Below are 17765 nucleotides of genomic sequence, written 5' to 3'. Positions count from 1 at the left end.
ATTCCGAACTCATGGAAGAGGCCCCCTTTGTGGCCGGATCCGGTGCGATGTATCACCGCAGACAGCCGAAGCCGCGACCACGGCCGCGGAAGTGAAGCCAGGAATCCACGATGTGTCGCCGGTGCCGCATGAGCAGCGCTACCGAACATGGACGACCGCTGCGCTCCTCGACTCAATCCGATCGGCGTGCCGGTCTAGGACGTGGCGTTCGCCGTCTTACGAACAGCGCTGATAGTAGCGCAGCCTGCGAGTGGTTGCCTGCTGATGGCCCGGATCGGCGACCCGCAGCACGCCGAACCCGGACGTGCCGATGTGGTGACCGGCGTCCTGTCATACCGCATTCTGTGGCACTCCCTGTGCGTCGCCGGGCACACTATGGAAGAGTTCGGTGTGGTGCGTAACCCTCGCCGGGAGTTGCTGGGACGGATCGGCGGTGGCCTGCCGCGGTTCGGTACAGAAACCGGCAATCGGACACCAATTGGGCGACGCTGCGCCGGCTACCGGGATATCAAGCGGCGGATAACTTTTGGTGATGTCTTGAAATGCGGTCCCAAAACATAGTTCGATGGTACGGGTGGCGATCCGACCATGGGCACGGGGCGGAGTTTCCGAACCGGACCGGTAGCCGACCGGTGAACGCGCCGGGCGGGAGTTCCGCGACTTCTGTGTGGAACGCAGATCGTTCGGGAGCGGCCCTCTACCGGGAAGGTTGGACGATGATGGACGTCGAAACGGCGGGCGGATTCCGTGGGTGGTCCGTCCCGGCGCGAAGGAGCGTGGGTTCGTGACCAGCGAGACGACAGGTGGCCCTGGTCGGGCCATCGGGGCGCACAATGACCACCCCGCGATGGCCGACCGGCGGATCCGTATCGGAGTGGTCGAGGACGACGATGATGTCGGCGCCGCACTGGTCGAGGTCCTAGGCGAGTACGGGTATCGCGCCGAGCGGAAGTCACGGGGCGCCGATCTACTGCTGGGACATCGTGGCTACGACGCGGTGATCCTCGACCTCGGCCTTCCGGACGGCGACGGCCTGGAGGTGCTGCGCAAACTGCGCGAGGTGAGCGCAATCCCGGTCGTTGTCCTCACCGCTCGTGACGATGAACGCAGTGTGGTCCGTGGCCTGCGGATCGGCGCGGACGACTACCTGGTGAAACCACCGCGTGTCGCCGAATTGATGGCACGCCTCGAGGCCGTCGTGCGCCGGGCGACGCCGGTGGACCAGACCGGGCCGGGTGCCGCAGTTGTCACCGGCGACGTTCGGGTGGATCTGGCAGCGCGTACGGTCACCGCCGGCGGCGCCGAGGTAGATCTCACTCAGAAGGAGTTCGAGCTGGTCGAGGTCCTGGTCAGCCGGCCGGGATGCGCGGTGAGCCGGGAAGTGCTGATGGACAGGGTATGGGGTGACGCGTTCCTGGCGGTTTCCCGTTCGCTCGATGTCCATATCTCGACCCTGCGGAACAAACTCGGGCGGCCCGGTCTGATCACCACTATCCGAGGATTCGGGTACCGCTGGGGTCCGTGAGCGCGGGCCAGGATGCGTAATCGACTTGTCGCGATACTGGTGGTCATGGCGGCCCTGACCGTCTCCGGTCTCGCCATCCCGTGGGGTATCTCGTCCGCCACAGCACGAACTCAGGAACTGTGGTTCAGCAGGTATGTCGACGCCGAGTGGTTCGGCGATCTCGCTGCGCGAGCAATCGCCACCGGAGACAACAGCGGCCTGGTGCTGGCCATGCGACGGTACAGCGATCTGTACGGCGATCGAGTTATCGTGGTCGATGCCGCGGGCCGGGAGGTGGCGAATACCGGAGTCGCCGCCGATGACCCGGCTGTGATCGCGAGCCTGACCGAGGCGCGGCGCAACCGGCACCCCCGGCAGCCGCCGCCGCGGCTGCGTCTGCAGGGCCCGTCGACAATGCTCGTCGCGCTTCCCGTGGGCAGCGGTATACGAGTAGACGGTGCGGTGTTGATCGAGTCCTCCACGAGCGCTGCCAAGCAGGACATCCGAGACGCATTCTCGGTTATCGCCTTGCTGTCCTTCAGCGCGATGGCGGTATTCGCACTCGTTGCCGTCATGGTGAGCCGATGGATACTGGGTCCGCTGTGGAGGTTGTCGCGTTCACTGCGCGACCTCACCGGTTCGCTGCCGAAACCCGCGGCGGGGACAGCGCCCACCGCGATGCAACGGCATTATCGGGGCCCGCCCGAGGTTCGGGCGCTGGCCCGGTCGTTCGATACGATGGCCCTCGCGGTGACCGAGTCGGTCGACGCGCAACGACAACTGGTCGCCGACACCGCACACGCGATCCGGAATCCGCTGGCAGCATTGGCAATCCGGCTCGAATCGCTGGAGCGCTTCATCCCCGACGAGGGGACGGGCGCGTTTCAGCGCGCCATCTATCAAGTGGACCGGCTCGCCGCGGTTCTCGATGGACTGCTCCGATTGGCGGTAGCCGAAACCCCCACTGGGTTCGCTGCGGCTCATCCTGATGCCGACTGGCTCAGCGATTGCGGAGTGTGCCCGGTGGTCACTGATCGGGTGGAGGAGTGGCGTCCGGCATTCGAGGCCGCCGAGATGGTCCTGGACCTGGACCTGTCCGCGGCGCCGAATTCGACGACGGTCGCGGCACCTGCTCAGGCGCTGGAACAGATCCTGGACGTGCTCCTGAGCAATTCTTCCCGCTATGCGGGGCCGGGTGCGCACACCCGAGTCACCGTGGAACCGGTCGCCGCCGACGTCCGGATCGCAGTGACCGACGATGGGGCCGGGGTCGCACCGGCTGAATTGGATAAGCTGGTGAACCGATTTTTCCGCGGCGCGTCCGCAACTACCGGTGGTACCGGCCTGGGCCTGCCCATCGCGGTGGCACTCGCTACGCGACACGGTGGTGAGCTGGTCATCGAGTCCGTAGAACCGCAGGGACTGCGGGTCGAGGTCCGCTTTCCCGGGGTTCCGTGACAGTGCACGCCGCACCGGTCAACCGTGCCCGGTGCGATAGTAGGCGGCGGCCGCGGGGTGCAGGGGCACCTGCCCGGTGCCGACCAGCCATCTCCGGTCCAGGAATTGGAAACTGATCGTATGGGTGGGGACGAGTTTGTCCCCGTAGTTGAGCAACAGCTCGGCGATCGCGGTGACGGTGGAATTCGTGAGGTGCGGGGACGTCAGCAACAGTGTCGGCACGCCGACGGTATCGATCGCCGTAGAACCCGGGTAGGTATTCATGGGAACACGGACCTGGTCGTACGGGTAGCCGAATCGGCGGTGCATCGGGATCACCCAGTCGGCGAGATCCAGCAGGCGTAGCCGCATCGGAAGGTCGAATGCCGGGGTAGGGACCTCGTCGCCCCAGAGGATCGCGTCCACTTCTCGATTGCGGAGTGCGCGTACGGCCGCAGTGAGCGCTCTGTGCTCGACAGTGACATCTATACCGGGCCGGAGTCCTGTGGTGTGTAGCAGCCGCACCCCGGTGCGCGCCGATCCGGATCCGGGCAGCCCCAGGTCGATCCGCCGTCCGCGCAGGTCTCCCAGCCGTGAGATCGGGCTGTCGGGCCGAACCGCGACTTGGATATAGCATTCGTGAACCCGTCCGATTGCCAGGGCCCGCGTACTTTCGGGCACCGAATCGCCGAGCACGAGTGCGGCATCGATGTCACCGTGCGCCAGCAGACGCAGATTGGTCACCGATCCTTGCGTCACGACCGGTTCGATTCGGATCCGGCTGTGCGACGCCGCCGCGGCCGCGAGTGCCGAAGCGAAGTGGTGGAACTGGCCTCGCGGCTGCGCCGAGCCGAGCCGGACGGGGCCGACCGCACTCGCGCAACCCGCCGATGCCAGGGCCACCGCCACACCGGCGAGGCCGAACGTGCCACGTCTACTGACCTGTGCCGTGCTCGGTGTCCGCGGAGAGACATCGGAGTAAGACTGTGTCACGGTGTGTTTCACCGGAGCCGAAGGGGCGACGGCATATGTTGGTGGTGAGGGCCGGCGATCGGGGTAGTCCACGGTTCAGGGTGGAGCGCGGCGAAGCGCCGCAGACGAACCCGAAAACTTCCGCATCCGGAAGGTGGAGGGACGGGCGATAGCGATTGGTGATCGCTGCCGTACATGTATCGCTTTCCTCGACCCTACTTCTCTGAGCGCTACCGACACTCTGGTCGGCGGACGCCAGTGCGAACAACTCCGTGGAAAGTAACCCTATCCATAGTGGGCAGGATTCGAATAGCAGGGGTCGCCGTTGGCGGGAACACCCGCAGTGATCACGCCCTCGAGATATCGCGGGCCGGCGTGGTACCCGTGGTCGACTCGCTCACTCACCGAGGCCGCCGAGCGACTCATGATTATCCCGGTCGGTCCCGGCCGGGCGATATCGATGTCTCAACCGACTGCAAAGAGTTCGTTCGGACGAGCTGGGTGTGTGTCGCGCGGAATACGATCTCGATGCCGGCCGGGCGGATCAGGTGCCGGAACTTTCGTTACCAGGAGCGCGGATGCCCATGAGAGATTTCGATGCTGTTGCTGCCGGCGCCGCAGGCAAAAAGGGTGTTCCGGTCGTAGTGGCCCCCCTCGTACTCGTCACAGGCATCTGGCTGGTGAGTACCTTCGTGCACTGGGCTGTTCGAGGGTTCTCCTGGATCGTCGCGGGACTCTCGCTGTTTCTCGCGGTCACATTGCTGATCTATGCGTCGGCGCTGATACTGGCCGCGTTCTCCGCCCGGATCGACTCGGTGCGTGGGCAGATCATGACGGCGGGCGGAGACACCCGCGGCGAGCTGCATGCGGAGCTCACCGGCCGCGCGGCGCACGGCGGATTCGATCCTCGATACTGGGTACGGGCGTGGGCGCTTCATACCTGTGAACAACCCGGATTCGTCGATCGCCGTTCATATCTTTTCGTGGTGGAAACCGGCAACGCGATCATCAATACCGTGCCGGTCGTATTCCTACTGGCAATGATGACCTGGCAGGCCGTACCTGCACAGGTGTTCGGAGTGATCATGGCCGTGGTTTTCTATCAGATCCTCCATGGAACCTGCCTACATTTCGTCGCCGCGTCGCTGGGCCGGGTCCAGCGGTCCGCGTACGAAAGCGAATCGAAGGTGTTCGATTTCGGTGCGAACCTGCCATGGATCTTGTTTCCCGCGGCAGGTATCGCGGTCGGCGTGCACCTGCTGATCACCGATAGCTATTCCATCGCGCTATGGTGATCGGAAGCAGTGGAAAACCCCGGAACGATATCTCTGTATCGTCACACCGTATTCAGTGCCCGCTCCGCTGCGGGCCCAACTCGGGCGGGTAGAGGACCGGAGGGGTAGGTGAGATGAACGCGGCACACCTTGTCCGGCGGGGGTGTGGTGAGCTCTACTGACCGGGCCTCCAGAATATGGCCGACCACGCCCGCGATCAGCCTGCGGGAGAATTCACCCGCTACACACCCGAACGGACCGGTGCCGAACAGTGCTGTGCGTGGCGAGGGCAGGCCGCGGAATCGCTCCGGCAGGTAGCTTTCGGGTTCGGGCCACCTCTCCGGGTCTCGGTTGAGCAGATAGGGGAACGCGCCGACGATCGTATTTTCCGGAATGTAATAGGGAGTGCCGTCCGATGCGGTGTAAGTGAGTGGTTTCTTCAGCCAGCGGATGAGCGCAGAGACGGGATTGAGCCGTATGGTTTCCCACGCACACCAACCCAGATATTCCTCGGGATCAGGCGCCTCGGTGACCGCTCGGCGCACACGAGGATCGGCGAGAACATCGACCAGAGTCCACAGGGTGTAACTGCCGGGATAGGTCACCGCGTTCCACAGAACGTACATCATCATCCAGGGCACATCGGCCTCGGCGACTCCACCGTCGCGAATTGCCCGGACGATCGGTGCACCGGGCATTTCGCGCAGTGCGCGGGCGAGGAGCGCCTCGAGCTTTCCAGTGGCGCGGTACTCCGGCATGAGGCGGTAGAAGGGGGTGGCAGCGAGTGCAGCGCGGGGAACGTCGATCCCATTCGCGATCGAGCGGAGCAACGGAACGAGTTGGGCACCGTATCGATCCCAGAATGCGTCGCCCGTAAAATAGCGTCCCGCTATTTCGTACACGGCTGGATATAGGCGCGCCGACAAGTCGATCACCGGCGGCCATCCGCGCATATGCGCGTCGAGGATCGGCGGAATCATCGCACTCACCGCAGCGGCGCGGTCCGGCGACAGGAAACCGGCAAGAATTCTTTTTCCGGCTATTCCGAGTTCCTGCAGGGAATCGGGATCGCGTCCTTGGCGCGGATACCAGAATCCCACGGTCGGGACCAATCCGAGGACCGGGCCCACCGAGCCGTGATCGGTGGGCAGTGAGAGGACCGTAGCGTAGCCGTCGGGATGATTGAGGTACGTGAGGTCGTACTGTCCAGGTATGCGGATCGTCACCACTTCACCGTGTCGGCGTGCCGCGCGGTCGATCATCTCGACCGGACGGGTGGCGAAATCGCGTAGTCGGGTGGCGTATCCGAGAATCGGGACAGTGTCCACCCCTTCGAGGTACAGCGGACCGGCCTGGTATTCGTGCGGAACTCGCCACGGTCGCCGGTATGAGTTCCATGATTGCAGTGCGGCGCAACTGCCGAGGAAGGCGATGGGCGCGAGCCAGCGATGAAGCGTCAACGTGTTCTCCTGCCGCAAGGGGTGGTATGCAGCTGCCCCATATCGAGGGATATGGCGCCGAATCATGCGGCAGCGTCAACGGTATGCCTGCTTACCCGGCAGACGAATTACACACAGCGTGTTCTTACGTCTCGTTGAGGAAAAAGCCGGGCAAGGGGTCTCGCCGGCAGTTCGCGGCACCTGCTGCTTTTGCGGCTGTCCACACGCGCGTCGGTGTCGATCTCGTGGTTCCGGGATCGGTGTGTACGAAGATAAAGTTGCGGCGTACCCCGCAGCGCCGCAACCATATCTTCGTACACGTAGATCCCGGGGGTATTCACGACGCGATCGGCGAATGCGCATTCGAAAGCCCCGAGGGCGGTTCTGCGGCCGCGGTGTCCGGCCGGTTGCTCGGAGGAGTGTGCGGTGCGGGGCAGGTGCGCCGTGGGCCTCGTTCACGCGCCCGGCTCGCGGGTCGCGCAATGCTCATATCCGGCGGTTCACCTCGATCTCCCGTGTTCATACGAACGACGGTGCGGTCGCCGGACGCGACGGCACCGTTGCCACCTTGAGGTTACTGTGTGGGGCAACCCGATCGGAGGGGCGGAAGCGACAAGATTCGATCCGTTTGCGACAGGCCCCCGGATGCTTCGGCGGCGCAAAAGACCGATCGGTTTTCATGGGACGTTTCAATATCCGTATCCTGCCAGCGTGGATGTGGGCATTTTCGTCGTGGACGGCGTGGGCGAACTCGGTTTGGGCGCCCTCCACGGGGCGTTCAGTACTGCGAACGTCCTGCGCAGTGAACTCGACCATCCACCGGCGGCGTGGAACGTGCATACGATCTCACTCGGTAGTTCCGTGCGGTCGGGTAGCGGAAACACCGTGCATACCATCCCCGTGAGCGAGGTGTCGACGTCGTTCGATGCCCTCGCGGTGGCCGCGGTGAATGTTCTCGAGCCCGAGCCGCTGGTCGCACTCGTCTCCGACCCCGGTAACGCATGGCTCCTCGACCGGATCCGTAGCGCACGTGAACAGGGTGTCCATCTCGCAGCAGCCTGTACCGGGACGTTTTTCCTGGCCGAAGCCGGCGTACTCGACGGGGCGCCGGCGACGACCAGTTGGTGGCTCGGGGCGAATTTTCGCCGGCGTTATCCGGGCGTGGATCTGGACGAGCGGAGCATCGTCTGCCATGGTGACGGCCTCACCACGGCCGGTGCCTCGCTGTCCCATGTGGATATGGCGCTGTCACTGATATACCGCACCAGCCCGGAACTGGCGGAGCAGGCTCGGCGGTATCTGGCCTTCGAAGGCCGCACCAGCCAGGCGCCGTACGTCATCCCCGAAGTGGTTGCCCGGGGTAACCCGCTGATCGTCGCGTACGAACGCTGGGTGCGCGAGCATATTTCGGAGCAGTTCCTGATCTCGGCCGCGGCGCGGGAACTGGGCGTCACCGAACGCAGCCTGCAGCGCGCCACTCGCGCGGCACTCGGGATGTCGCCCAAGGATTTCGCCGACGATATCCGGCTCGACCGGGCCACCCGCCTCCTGCGGACAACCGGTCTCACGGTCGAAGGAGTAGCCCGTGAGGTCGGCTACGTGAACGCCGGCGCCCTGCGTGCGCTCATCCGCCGACGCCGTGGCCTGTCACCGGCGCAACTCCGGGCCCATGGTGGTCTGTGAGGCCCGGAGCACCGCTTATGGGTGGCGGCGCCGCGATTCCTCCCTACACTGACCGCATGTATGTTCGACGGCTGATTGCCGTAGCCGGGTTCGTGGCCAGCTTGTCACTGGGAGTTTCCGCCTGTACCGCCACCGGCGCGGGTGCGACCAGCGAGTGTGATGTCCAAGGCTGCACCGTGACCTTCGACCGCGGTGTGGACGCGAAGATCAGCGTTCTCGGCGTGGACGCGGAACTTGCCGCGGTAGAAGGCAATGTGGTGACACTGAAGGTCGCGGGTCAGGATGTCACCGTGCCGATGGGCTCGACCGAATCCGCGCAGGGCCTGGATTTGACGGTCCGGGAGATCACCCAGGAGAAGGTCGTGGTGCAGCTGTCCACCGGACTCTGACCTCGACGCCCCCGCACCGGTGTGAGCCGGCTGCCCTCGCCCGCCGCGACCTTCCCGCGCCACGCGGGTGGTGGGTTCCGCGGGGGTCGGAGGAGGGCCCTGGCAGTCGGGGCCGCTGCGGCCCGCCCGGGACCGGTAGGGGGAGGGGAGATACGTTGTCAGGCGCAGTCGTCGTCGGCTGCGGTAGAGGGTTGTGCGAGGAGAAGTGGTGGCGGGCGGCCGGTGTGTCGCCTGGAGTTCGGACACAGGCCTCGGCGTGCCCGCCGGACCCGCGCAGGAACGAAAATGTAACCGCGGGCAGTTCGTCGACGGACATCGAACTGCAGGTCACCCGGCGCCGGCGACTCTGCCGGTAACAGCGGCCGTGAGAGGTCGGCGGGTCCCCGCGACCGGAGCCCGGTCTCGGCAGACTGCTCGTGAGCGCCCGCGCAACGCGTTGCCGGCGACCGTCCGGGCAGCCGGTTCCCGGGACTCGGTGGATACGCCCGGGCGACAGTGGTGCGGTGCTGTCTTCGTCCAAGGGGCCAGGATCATCGCTGTTCGCGGACCGGTGTGTCGGTCCAGCGGGGTTCGGCGCGACCGTAACCGCGGGCCGGGAACGGATAATCGGGAAATTCGGCGAGCACGGGTGCGGCGGTGACGGTCCGTCCGTGTGTCACGGTGTTGCGTGGGCCGGGTACCGCGGGGGCGGGATGGCCGGGGGTCCGGCCGCGTTCGGACAGCAGCCAGGTAGCGGTGCGGGCCAGTGAGACCCGGACGTCCCGGCCGAAACCGTCTCCGGTGCGCGCGGCGAGCGCGTCGATGATGCCGGCGGCGAGCAGATAACCGGAAGCATGGTCGAGGGCCTGGGCGGGTAGGGCGCCGGGGACTGCGGAAGCGCCCTCGATCACCGCGATTCCAGTGGCGGCCTGCACGATACTGTCGAAGCCGCGCCGGCCCGCCCAGGGGCCGGTGAACCCCCACGCGCTCACGCGGGCGTGAATCAGCCCCGGCCGGCCGGCCAGGCCCAGCCCTTCGAGCGCTCCGGGCCGGTAACCCGTCACCAGAACATCAGCGCTGTCCAGCAGGCTCTCCCAGCGGGTGCCCGCCGTCCGCAGATCCAGCAGAGCCGACGATTTGCCCTGCCCGGTATCGGTGAACTGCCACGGGATCTCGGGGAGTGTGGGCGGGTCCACCCGCAGGACTTCGGCGCCGAGCAGCGCCAGCGCCCGGGTGGCCACGGGGCCCGCGATCACCCGGGTCAGATCGAGCACCCGTACCCCCTGTAGCGGCTGATACGGGGTGCCGGATACCGGCAGCGTGTAGCGCCGCCGGTCCGGCCGTTCCGCGACAGCGACGAGCGGACCGGCCGCGGCCGAACCCGAGTGCGGATGGGCCCGCCACTGTGCCTCGTCACGTACCTGCACCGCGATCGCGCCGCGGGCCGCGGCCAGTTCCTCGAGGTCCGCGGCGCGGATCACCGCGATCTGCGATTCGGCCTGTTCTACGGGCGCGTCGGCAGGTAACTCGAGCGCGGCCAGCAGGCGGGCGCGGTGATGCGGGTAGTTCGCATGCGTGCGCACCCAGCCGTCGAAGGTGGGGAAGAAACCGGACAGATCGGCGAATCCGGCGACGGGGGCACCGTCGATCCGTAGCAGCCGATCACTGGTGAACGATGCGGCGATCCGCTCCGGGTCGAGGCGGTGCCGGATCGGTGCGGTCGCTGCGGTCTTGCGATAGCGGTCGGCCGCCGCGACGAAGGCCTGTACGGAACCGGCGGCCAACCCCCACACCGGCAGGGTGGCGGCGAGGTAACGCCCGGGGTCGGGCCAGTCCACCGGCGCCGACACGGCGACGCCCGCGCCGTCCTCGTAATCACGGACCAGCCGTGCTCCCACATCCACTGCTCCGAGCGTACTGGCGTTCGGTGCGGGCGATCCACGGGTTACCGGTGGGCACAGCGATTTTCATCACACCGTCACCCGGGGCCGCACAGTTCAGACGAGGGTGCGCGCAGTGGAGCTTCCCGGCTGGTGCCGGACCCGCCACCACCAGCCGGCCCACGACACCAGCACGCAGATCGCGACCAGTATGCGCACCTCGGCGAGCATGCTCTCCGGATAGATGACGCCGGTCAGGTAGTAGTCGATGAACCCCTCCGGGGGAAGTCCCTGCATCCCCGCCCGCTTACGTGCCCAGTTCTCGGCATAGGTCAGGGGGCAGTCGTAACCGATCAGGACCGTGCCGAAACCCCAGGCCGCGGCAACGCCGTGCAGCCAGATCGTGCGCGGCAGCCGCCAGGCAACAAAACCTCCCGCCACCACGTAGCCGATGAACAGCACATGCACGGCGGCGGTCAGATCGGCGAGCAGCCGGTACCACACCCTTCCAGGGTATGTCCTGATCGTGAGTGCTGCGCCGGATTCACCAGGGTGAGGGCCGGTAGTCCTTCAGGAAGCAGCCGTAGAGATCTTCGCCGGCTTCGCCACGGACGATGGGGTCGTAGACCCTGGCTGCACCGTCCACCAGATCCAGAGGGGCGTGGAATCCCTCGTCCGCCAGCCGGACCTTCGTGTAGTGCGGCCGTTCGTCGGTGATCCAGCCGGTGTCCACCGCGGTCATGAGGATCCGGTCGGCTTCGAACATCTCCCCGGCGCTGGTGCGGGTCAGCATGTTCAGCGCCGCCTTGGCCATATTGGTGTGCGGATGCCCCGGCCCCTTGTAGCCTCGGGAGAACTGGCCCTCCATGGCCGACACGTTCACCACATACTTACGGCGGGCCCCCGACGCGGCCAGCGCCGGGCGCAGCCTCGACACCAGGATGAACGGGGCCACCGAATTGCACAGCTGCACTTCGAGCAGTTCGGTGGGATCCACCTCGCCGACCGTATGCACCCAGCTGTTGGTGTGTGCCAGATCGGGTACCAGGCCGCCGGCGTCGATGGCGATCCCACCGGCGATCCGGTCCGGCGTGGCAGAACCGGCCACCAGCGCCAGCTCGGCCACATCGGCGCCGGTGAGGCCGGGCGTGAGCGAGGCGGTGAGGGCGGTCGGATGCGCGCGGGTGGTCTGGCCGAAGGTCACCGTTTCGGGGAGTTCGCCGGCAGGCAGCGGATCGGATTCGGCGGCGGCCAGGGCACTGTAGGCGCCGGGGGAGCGACGTACGGTCTGCGCGGCGTTGTTGACGAGGATATCGAGCGGCCCCTGGGCCGCCACATCGTCGGCGAGCGCCACGACCTGGGCGGGATCACGCAGATCGATCCCGACGATCCGGAGTCGGTGCAGCCAGTCGGCGCTGTCGGGCTGGGCGGCGAATCGGCGGATCGCATCGTTGGGGAACCGGGTGGTGACGGTGGTGTGCGCGCCATCGCGCAGCAGCCGCAGCGCGATGTACATACCGATCTTGGCGCGGCCGCCGGTCAGCAGTGCGCGGCGACCGGACAGATCCGTGCGGGCGTCGCGGCGTGCGTGGCTCGAAGCGGCGCAGTCCGGGCACAACTGGTGATAAAAGGCGTCGACGCGGGTGTACTTCTCCTTACAGATGTAGCAGCCGCGTGCCCGCAGCAGGGTTCCGGCCGATGCGCCGGAGGTGGCCGAGCTGATCGGGATGCCGGCCGTTTCGTCGTCGATCCGATTCGGCGATCCGGTGGCCGTGGCGGCTACTACCGCGCGATCGGCGGCGAGTTTGGCCTGGCGGGCGGCGATGCGGCGCTGTCGTTTGAGCTCTTTGAACATGCCGCCGACGGCGCGCTGGACGGTGACCGAGTCCGGGTGGCCGGGGTCCAGCCGGCCTGCTTGTTCGAGTACGCGCAGGCAGGTGGTGAGGTCGTTCGGATCGATGCTGGTCGCGGCCATCGGTGCGGGGGATGTCCTTCGTGAGCTGGGAAAGCGTGCCCACCATTGTGGCAAGGCGGGGGAGCAGGCCTGCGACCGGGCGTGGACGCCCTCGCCACCCACTCGTTGACAACACGCCAATAGTGCGGGAAAGTCGTCCCGGACGATCCGGCACCTCACCGTGCCGAGCTGATGATCACGAACCGGAGGATGCGGATATGGCACGCCCCGCGTGGAGCGATGACGAGGTCGAGGCGGTACGGGAACTCGCCCGCACCTACTTCGAAAAGGAAGTGGTGCCGCATGAGGAGCGGTTCATCGAACAAGGCCACCCGGATCGGGAGCTGTACCGGCGGGCCGGCGAGCTGGGCCTGCTCTGCCCCGCGGTCGCCGAGGAATTCGGTGGCGGTGGCGGCACCTTCGCCCACGAGGCGGCCATCATCGAAGAGCAGGTGCGCGCGGGCGACGGCGCGCTCGGCATCCCGGTGCACAGTTCGATCATCGCGCCGTACCTGGCCGAATTCGGTTCGGACGAGCTCAAGAAGCGCGTCCTGCCCAAGGCCTGCAACGGCGATATGGTGCTGTCCATCGGGATGACAGAACCGGGCACCGGTTCGGATCTGCAGGCGATCAAGACCCGCGCGGTGCGCGAGGGCGACGAATACGTGATCACCGGCTCGAAGATCTTCATCTCCAACGGCTGGCTGTGCGACGGCATCATCATCGCCGCCAAAACCGACCCGGAAAAGGGTGCGGCAGGAGTCTCCCTGCTGTTTGCCGAGGTGAGCGACGATACCCCCGGTTTCACCCGGGGCCGGATCCTGTCCAAGATCGGCGGGAAGGGGCAGGACACCGCGGAGCTGTTCTTCGACGGCCTGCGCGTTCCGGCGGCGAACCTACTGGGCGGGGTCGAAGGCCAGGGCTTCTACCAGATGATGCAGTTGCTGGCCCAGGAGCGGCTGGTCACCGCGATCATGGCGGTGGCGATGATGGAACGCGCGGTCGAGCTCACCGTGGAATACACGAAGGGTCGCGAAGCATTCGGCAAACCGCTGTTCGCCATGCAGAACACCCGGTTCGAACTGGCCGAATGTGCGACCATCGCCCGCACCAACCGGGTGTTCCTCGACGACTGCCTCACCCGGCATCTGAAGGGTGAGCTCGATATCCAGACCGCGGCCATGTCCAAGTACTGGTCCACCGATCAGCTCGGCATCGTCGTGGACCGCTGCCTGCAGCTGTTCGGCGGCTACGGATACATGACCGAATACCCGATCTCCCAGCTCTACACCGGTGCCCGGGTGCTACGGATTCTCGCGGGCAGCAATGAGGTGATGAAGGATCTCATCGCCCGTGGACTCTGACCTCGATGCCGGCCCCGTCCCCGCCCCGGCCACGAACGGGGCCGGGGCGCCCGTGCGGCGGCGCCGCCTCGAACCCGACGAACGCCGGGCCCAGATCCTGGCCAAGGCGATCGAGATGTTCGGGGAGCGGCCCTACGCCGCGGTATCCACCGCTGAACTCGCGCAGCGCGCCGGGGTGGCCCGGGGGCTGATCAACCACTACTTCGGCAACAAGCGAGACCTGTACCTCGCAGTGGTGCGCCGGATGGTTACCCTGCCCCGGCCCGACGATCTCCGCGTTCCGGCGGGCACCGCCGACGAACGGATCGACGCCAGCGTCCGCTGGCTCCTCGATACGATTTCCGAGCACGGCAGCACCTGGGTGAAGGTCACCAGTCACGAAGGGGTCGGTGACGATCCGGAGGTGCAGCAGATTCTGGACGCCGCCGACGATGCGGCGGCCCAGCGGCTGCTGTTGATGATCGGCCTCTCCGGAGACAAGGCGGCGGAGCCGCGCCGGGCGATGGTCCGGGCCTACGGCGGGATGGTGAAAGTCGCCGGTCGCGAATGGCTCACCCGTGGCACGATGACCCGCGACCAGGTGCACGTCCTGCTCGTCGATGTCCTCAGCACACTCGTCACCGATTCCCTCCCGCGAGTGAACGAGGAGAACTGACCGCCGCGACGGGTCTCGTTATGGAAAACCACGGCGTGTCGGATGGACATCTGTGATCTGGGCAACCCTCGTTTCCTGCAACGGCCGGCCCGATCCCGCTTATTCTTGGCGCACTGCCGGGCGGATCGACTGCTCCGGGTTCCTCCGGCAGCAGTTCGAAGGGATCGCGCATGGCATACACGCAGCGCTGGGGCGAGCAGCGCTGGCCGGAGGTACCGCGGGATCGTGGTGCCGGCCCACCCACGCGGGCGGGCCGGCGGCGGCCGGAACCGCCCCCGGAACCGTACGAGGACCCCGAGGATCTCGACTACCCCGACGATTCACCCGTTGCCACCGACCGGCCGGTCGTGAACCCGTACGCCGTGGTCGCGCTGGTAGCGGCCCTGGTTCTGCTCTTCCCGGTCGCCCTCGTTTTCGGGCTGATCTCGTTCACCTATCCGCATGGCCGGCTCATGGCCTTCGCCGCGTTCGTGCTCGGCGCGGTGGAAGCGGCATCGGTGGTGGCGTTCGTCGTGCTGCCCCGGGACCAGGTCTCGGACCTGTACTCCCGCGTCGGCGATGTGCTGGGGGTATCCGCTGGTTCCGGTGCCGCCGCAGGCGTTTCTGCCGAGGGCGCCGTGGAAAGTGCCACCGCCGTCTCCGTTCCGGCTCCACCCAGTGTGCCGCCGGTGCCCAGCGCGCCGCCGGTCACCCGGGCCGCGCCCGAGATCGCGGCACCGGTGGCCGCCGAAAAGGACACGGCCTGCCCGGAGCCCGCCCTGATCGGGGCGGCCGCCGACGGCACCATCTTGCTGTGCCTGGCCGGCACGGGGTCTGTCACCGGATATCAGTGGTCCGGGCCGTACCGGGTCGCCGCGGCGATACGGGACGAAGGCGGGGACTGCACTGCCGGCGCGGGCGCTACTGCCCGGACCGCCGCCGGGCAGGCACTGGTCTGCGAGGAGGGCACCTGGGCGTTATGGGTCTCCTGAATCGAGCCCGTGACGGACGCTGCCGGCACGCGCCGAATCCGTCCGGGCGGAAACGAACTACCGCTGATAAGGCGATGGCGCGGACGTGCCGGTCACGTGCTCGGGGCGGGACCTGCCGGTGACGTGCCCGGCGAAGGCCTGCGGATCGGCGGGGCGCGAGGCTAACCGGCCGGATCCGGTTTGCGGGCACGGCTGGGCTGGACCCGGGGTGGTTCGTTCGGCATCTTCGGGTACTGCGGCGGCCACGGGGCGTCCATGAGCCCGCCCGCCAGATCACGTTCGGACCACTCCAGCAGTGGTTCGATGGATTGCGGCGGGCGATCCGCCCATGGATCGCCCGCTTCGGCCAGCCGCGCCGGAACGGTCGCGATCGTCAGCTCGTCGGGCACCACGGTATCCAGTTCGGACCAGCGCAGCGGGGTCGATACCTGCGCGCCCACCTTCGGCCGGACACACCATGCCCCGAAAACGGTTTTGTGCGGGGCATTCTGGTTGTAGTCCACGAAAACCCGCCGGCCTCGTTCCTCTTTCCACCAGTGGGCGGTGATCTCGTCCGGATACCGGCGCTCGAGTTCCCGCGCCAGCGCCACGGCGGCGGCGCGCACCTGGTAGCCGTCCCAGCGCGGTTCCAGCGCGATGTACAGGTGCAGCCCGCGGGACCCCGAGGTTTTCACCCACGTCTCGATACCTAGTTCGGTACACAGTTCACGGGTACGCAGTGCCGCGGCGCGCAGCTGGTCGAAGCCGATTCCGGGAGAGGGATCGAGATCGATCCGGAGTTCGTCGGCGATACCCAACTCCGCGGCCCGATTGGGCCAGACATGGAAGCCCAGGCAGCCCTGGTTCACCGCCCACAGCACATGCGCCATATCGTGGGCTACCAGTGCGTCGCTGGTCGTGCCGTTCGGCGTGGACACTTCGACGGTGTGCAGCCAGTCCGGCGCCGATTTCGGCACCCGCTTCTGGAACCACGATTTTCCCGACGCCCCGTCGGGATAGCGCTCCAGCAGCAGCGGGCGGCCGCCGTTCACGCGCAGGAATGCCTCGGCGACGCTCTGGTAGTAGCGCACCAGATCGAATTTGGTCTCGCCGCGGCGGGAGAAATAGACCTTGCCGGGGTTGCTGACGGTCAGCACCCGCCCTGCGACCTCGATATCGACGGATTCGCTCATTTCGCCACCGGGGTTCCGAAGATTTCGTGCAGTTCGGCAGGCGGCACTTCCTCGAGCTGAGCGTAGGTGCACGATTCCGGGGTGCGGTCGGCGCGGAAACGGACCAGTCGGCCGCCGTGCCGGAAGCGGCCGGACTGCACATGTTCGTACCGGACCTCCGCCACCAGTTCGGTACGCAACGGTTCCCAGGACAGGTCCTTACCGCCACTCCACCGGCTGATCCCGCCCGGCATCGAACCACCGGATGCGGCCTGCGCCGCGGCATCGGCCCAGTCGCGCCACGGGTGGTTGTCCAGCGCGTTCTCCCGATACGGCGCGAGCTCGCCGACCAGTTCCTCGCGGCGGGCGGCGGTGAAACTACTGGCAACACCCACGTGATGCAGACCGCCCCGGTCGTCGAAGAGACCGAGCAGCAGCGATCCGACGCCCGCGCCGTCCTTGTGCCAGCGGAATCCGGCGACCACACAGTCGGCGGTGCGCTCGTGCTTGACCTTCAGCATCACGCGTTTGTTCTGCTGATACGGCTGGTCGTCGGCCTTCACCATCACCCCGTCGAAACCGGCGCCCTCGAACCGCGTGAACCAGTCCCGAGCCAGGGCCGGATCACCGGTGAGCGGGGTGAGGTGAACCCGGCCCGGCGCGGTGTCGAGGATCGATTCGAGCAGAGCCCGCCGCTCGGTGAACGGCGCGGCGCTGAGGTCACGGTCGCCGAGCGCGACCAGGTCGAACGCGACGAAACTCGCGGGTGTTTCGGCGGCGAGCTTGGCGACCCGCGACGCCGCCGGATGCAGACGCTGCTGCAGAACGTCGAAATCGAGCCCGTGCTCGGTGACGACGACGATTTCCCCGTCCACCACGCACCGCTGGGGCAACACCGCCTTCAACAGTTCGGCGACCTCGGGAAAATACCTCGTCAGCGGCCGGTCGTTACGGGATCCGAGTTCGATCTCGTCGCCGTCGCGGAAAACCACACAGCGGAAACCGTCCCATTTGGGTTCATAGCTGAGCCCGGGACCGGGTGGGATCTCGGGCGCGGTTTTGGCCAGCATGGGCCGGACGGGCGGCATCACCGGTAGATCCACGCGGTCCTCC

At 67.0% G+C, this 17765-nt stretch carries 15 protein-coding genes; 8 read left to right on the top strand and 7 right to left on the bottom strand.

Translation table 11 applies throughout. The features are described from left to right. Window positions 1–862 precede the first annotated feature (862 nt). Window positions 863–1525, top strand: coding sequence for a response regulator transcription factor (locus NFL01S_RS01295; protein ID WP_062971262.1), 663 nt, complete (start codon window positions 863–865; stop codon window positions 1523–1525). 45 nt (window positions 1526–1570) lie between these two features. Next, window positions 1571–2962, top strand: a complete 1392-nt coding sequence (locus NFL01S_RS01290) for a sensor histidine kinase (protein ID WP_245670468.1) — start codon at window positions 1571–1573, stop codon at window positions 2960–2962. A gap of 18 nt (window positions 2963–2980) precedes the next feature. Here the strand turns inward: NFL01S_RS01290 and NFL01S_RS01285 are convergent, their stop codons facing one another. Further along, window positions 2981–3844 (bottom strand): TAXI family TRAP transporter solute-binding subunit, encoded by an 864-nt coding sequence (locus NFL01S_RS01285; protein WP_245670467.1) that lies wholly within the window; start codon window positions 3842–3844, stop codon window positions 2981–2983. Between the two features lie 647 nt (window positions 3845–4491). Between NFL01S_RS01285 and NFL01S_RS01280 the strand changes: the two genes are divergently transcribed. Further along, window positions 4492–5208, top strand: coding sequence for a hypothetical protein (locus tag NFL01S_RS01280; RefSeq protein ID WP_157116117.1), 717 nt, complete (start codon window positions 4492–4494; stop codon window positions 5206–5208). Between the two features lie 41 nt (window positions 5209–5249). Here the strand turns inward: NFL01S_RS01280 and NFL01S_RS01275 are convergent, their stop codons facing one another. Then, a complete protein-coding gene (locus NFL01S_RS01275) occupies window positions 5250–6647 on the bottom strand; it encodes a cytochrome P450 (RefSeq protein ID WP_168433854.1) in 1398 nt (465 codons plus the stop codon). A 690-nt stretch (window positions 6648–7337) separates the two neighbouring features. Between NFL01S_RS01275 and NFL01S_RS01270 the strand changes: the two genes are divergently transcribed. Both NFL01S_RS01270 and NFL01S_RS01265 read left to right on the top strand, forming a co-directional pair. After that, the gene (locus NFL01S_RS01270; protein WP_062970590.1) at window positions 7338–8309 is read left to right on the top strand and encodes a GlxA family transcriptional regulator; all 972 of its coding nucleotides are present in this window, start codon (window positions 7338–7340) and stop codon (window positions 8307–8309) included. Between the two features lie 56 nt (window positions 8310–8365). Continuing rightward, the gene (locus NFL01S_RS01265) at window positions 8366–8698 is read left to right on the top strand and encodes a hypothetical protein (RefSeq protein WP_062971258.1); all 333 of its coding nucleotides are present in this window, start codon (window positions 8366–8368) and stop codon (window positions 8696–8698) included. A gap of 530 nt (window positions 8699–9228) precedes the next feature. On the opposite strand, the gene NFL01S_RS01260 is transcribed toward NFL01S_RS01265, so the two are convergent. From NFL01S_RS01260 to NFL01S_RS01250, 3 genes are all read right to left on the bottom strand, one after another. Next, window positions 9229–10581 (bottom strand): CoA transferase, encoded by a 1353-nt coding sequence (locus NFL01S_RS01260; protein ID WP_084492308.1) that lies wholly within the window; start codon window positions 10579–10581, stop codon window positions 9229–9231. 93 nt (window positions 10582–10674) lie between these two features. Continuing rightward, entirely contained in the window at window positions 10675–11061 is a 387-nt protein-coding gene (locus NFL01S_RS01255; protein WP_062970588.1) for a DUF2784 domain-containing protein, read from the bottom strand. A 40-nt stretch (window positions 11062–11101) separates the two neighbouring features. Then, window positions 11102–12532 (bottom strand): SDR family NAD(P)-dependent oxidoreductase, encoded by a 1431-nt coding sequence (locus NFL01S_RS01250; protein WP_062970586.1) that lies wholly within the window; start codon window positions 12530–12532, stop codon window positions 11102–11104. A gap of 197 nt (window positions 12533–12729) precedes the next feature. Between NFL01S_RS01250 and NFL01S_RS01245 the strand changes: the two genes are divergently transcribed. The 3 genes from NFL01S_RS01245 (at window position 12730) to NFL01S_RS01235 (ending at window position 15501) form a co-directional block, all read left to right on the top strand. Continuing rightward, entirely contained in the window at window positions 12730–13875 is a 1146-nt protein-coding gene (locus tag NFL01S_RS01245; protein WP_062970584.1) for an acyl-CoA dehydrogenase family protein, read from the top strand. Further along, the gene (locus NFL01S_RS01240; protein ID WP_062970583.1) at window positions 13865–14530 is read left to right on the top strand and encodes a TetR/AcrR family transcriptional regulator; all 666 of its coding nucleotides are present in this window, start codon (window positions 13865–13867) and stop codon (window positions 14528–14530) included. The genes NFL01S_RS01245 and NFL01S_RS01240 overlap by 11 nt, the downstream gene beginning before the upstream one ends. Window positions 14531–14700: 170 nt before the next feature. After that, window positions 14701–15501 (top strand): hypothetical protein, encoded by an 801-nt coding sequence (locus tag NFL01S_RS01235; RefSeq protein ID WP_062970581.1) that lies wholly within the window; start codon window positions 14701–14703, stop codon window positions 15499–15501. A 161-nt stretch (window positions 15502–15662) separates the two neighbouring features. Here the strand turns inward: NFL01S_RS01235 and ligD are convergent, their stop codons facing one another. Continuing rightward, window positions 15663–16673, bottom strand: a complete 1011-nt coding sequence (gene ligD / locus NFL01S_RS01230) for a non-homologous end-joining DNA ligase (protein WP_062970579.1) — start codon at window positions 16671–16673, stop codon at window positions 15663–15665. Continuing rightward, window positions 16670–17755 (bottom strand): ATP-dependent DNA ligase, encoded by a 1086-nt coding sequence (locus NFL01S_RS01225; RefSeq protein ID WP_218019589.1) that lies wholly within the window; start codon window positions 17753–17755, stop codon window positions 16670–16672. Before NFL01S_RS01225 ends, ligD begins: the two co-directional genes overlap by 4 nt. Window positions 17756–17765 lie beyond the last annotated feature (10 nt).

Origin of the sequence: Nocardia flavorosea NBRC 108225 (genome assembly GCF_001613385.1) — a bacterium.
Taxonomy (GTDB): Bacteria; Actinomycetota; Actinomycetes; order Mycobacteriales; family Mycobacteriaceae; genus Nocardia; species Nocardia flavorosea.
Note: the sequence above shows the minus strand (reverse complement) of the source record. Positions and strands in the feature narration are given on the sequence as shown.

What these genes read in the sequence shown, in the direction of transcription:
- NFL01S_RS01290 (WP_245670468.1), top strand. Translation starts at nt 1,571, where the DNA reads ATGGCGGCCCTGACCGTCTCCGGTCTCGCCATCCCGTGGGGTATCTCG.
- NFL01S_RS01280 (WP_157116117.1), top strand. Translation starts at nt 4,492, where the DNA reads ATGCCCATGAGAGATTTCGATGCTGTTGCTGCCGGCGCCGCAGGCAAA.
- NFL01S_RS01265 (WP_062971258.1), top strand. Translation starts at nt 8,366, where the DNA reads ATGTATGTTCGACGGCTGATTGCCGTAGCCGGGTTCGTGGCCAGCTTG.
- NFL01S_RS01250 (WP_062970586.1), bottom strand. Translation starts at nt 12,532, where the DNA reads ATGGCCGCGACCAGCATCGATCCGAACGACCTCACCACCTGCCTGCGC.
- NFL01S_RS01245 (WP_062970584.1), top strand. Translation starts at nt 12,730, where the DNA reads ATGGCACGCCCCGCGTGGAGCGATGACGAGGTCGAGGCGGTACGGGAA.
- NFL01S_RS01235 (WP_062970581.1), top strand. Translation starts at nt 14,701, where the DNA reads ATGGCATACACGCAGCGCTGGGGCGAGCAGCGCTGGCCGGAGGTACCG.
- ligD (WP_062970579.1), bottom strand. Translation starts at nt 16,673, where the DNA reads ATGAGCGAATCCGTCGATATCGAGGTCGCAGGGCGGGTGCTGACCGTC.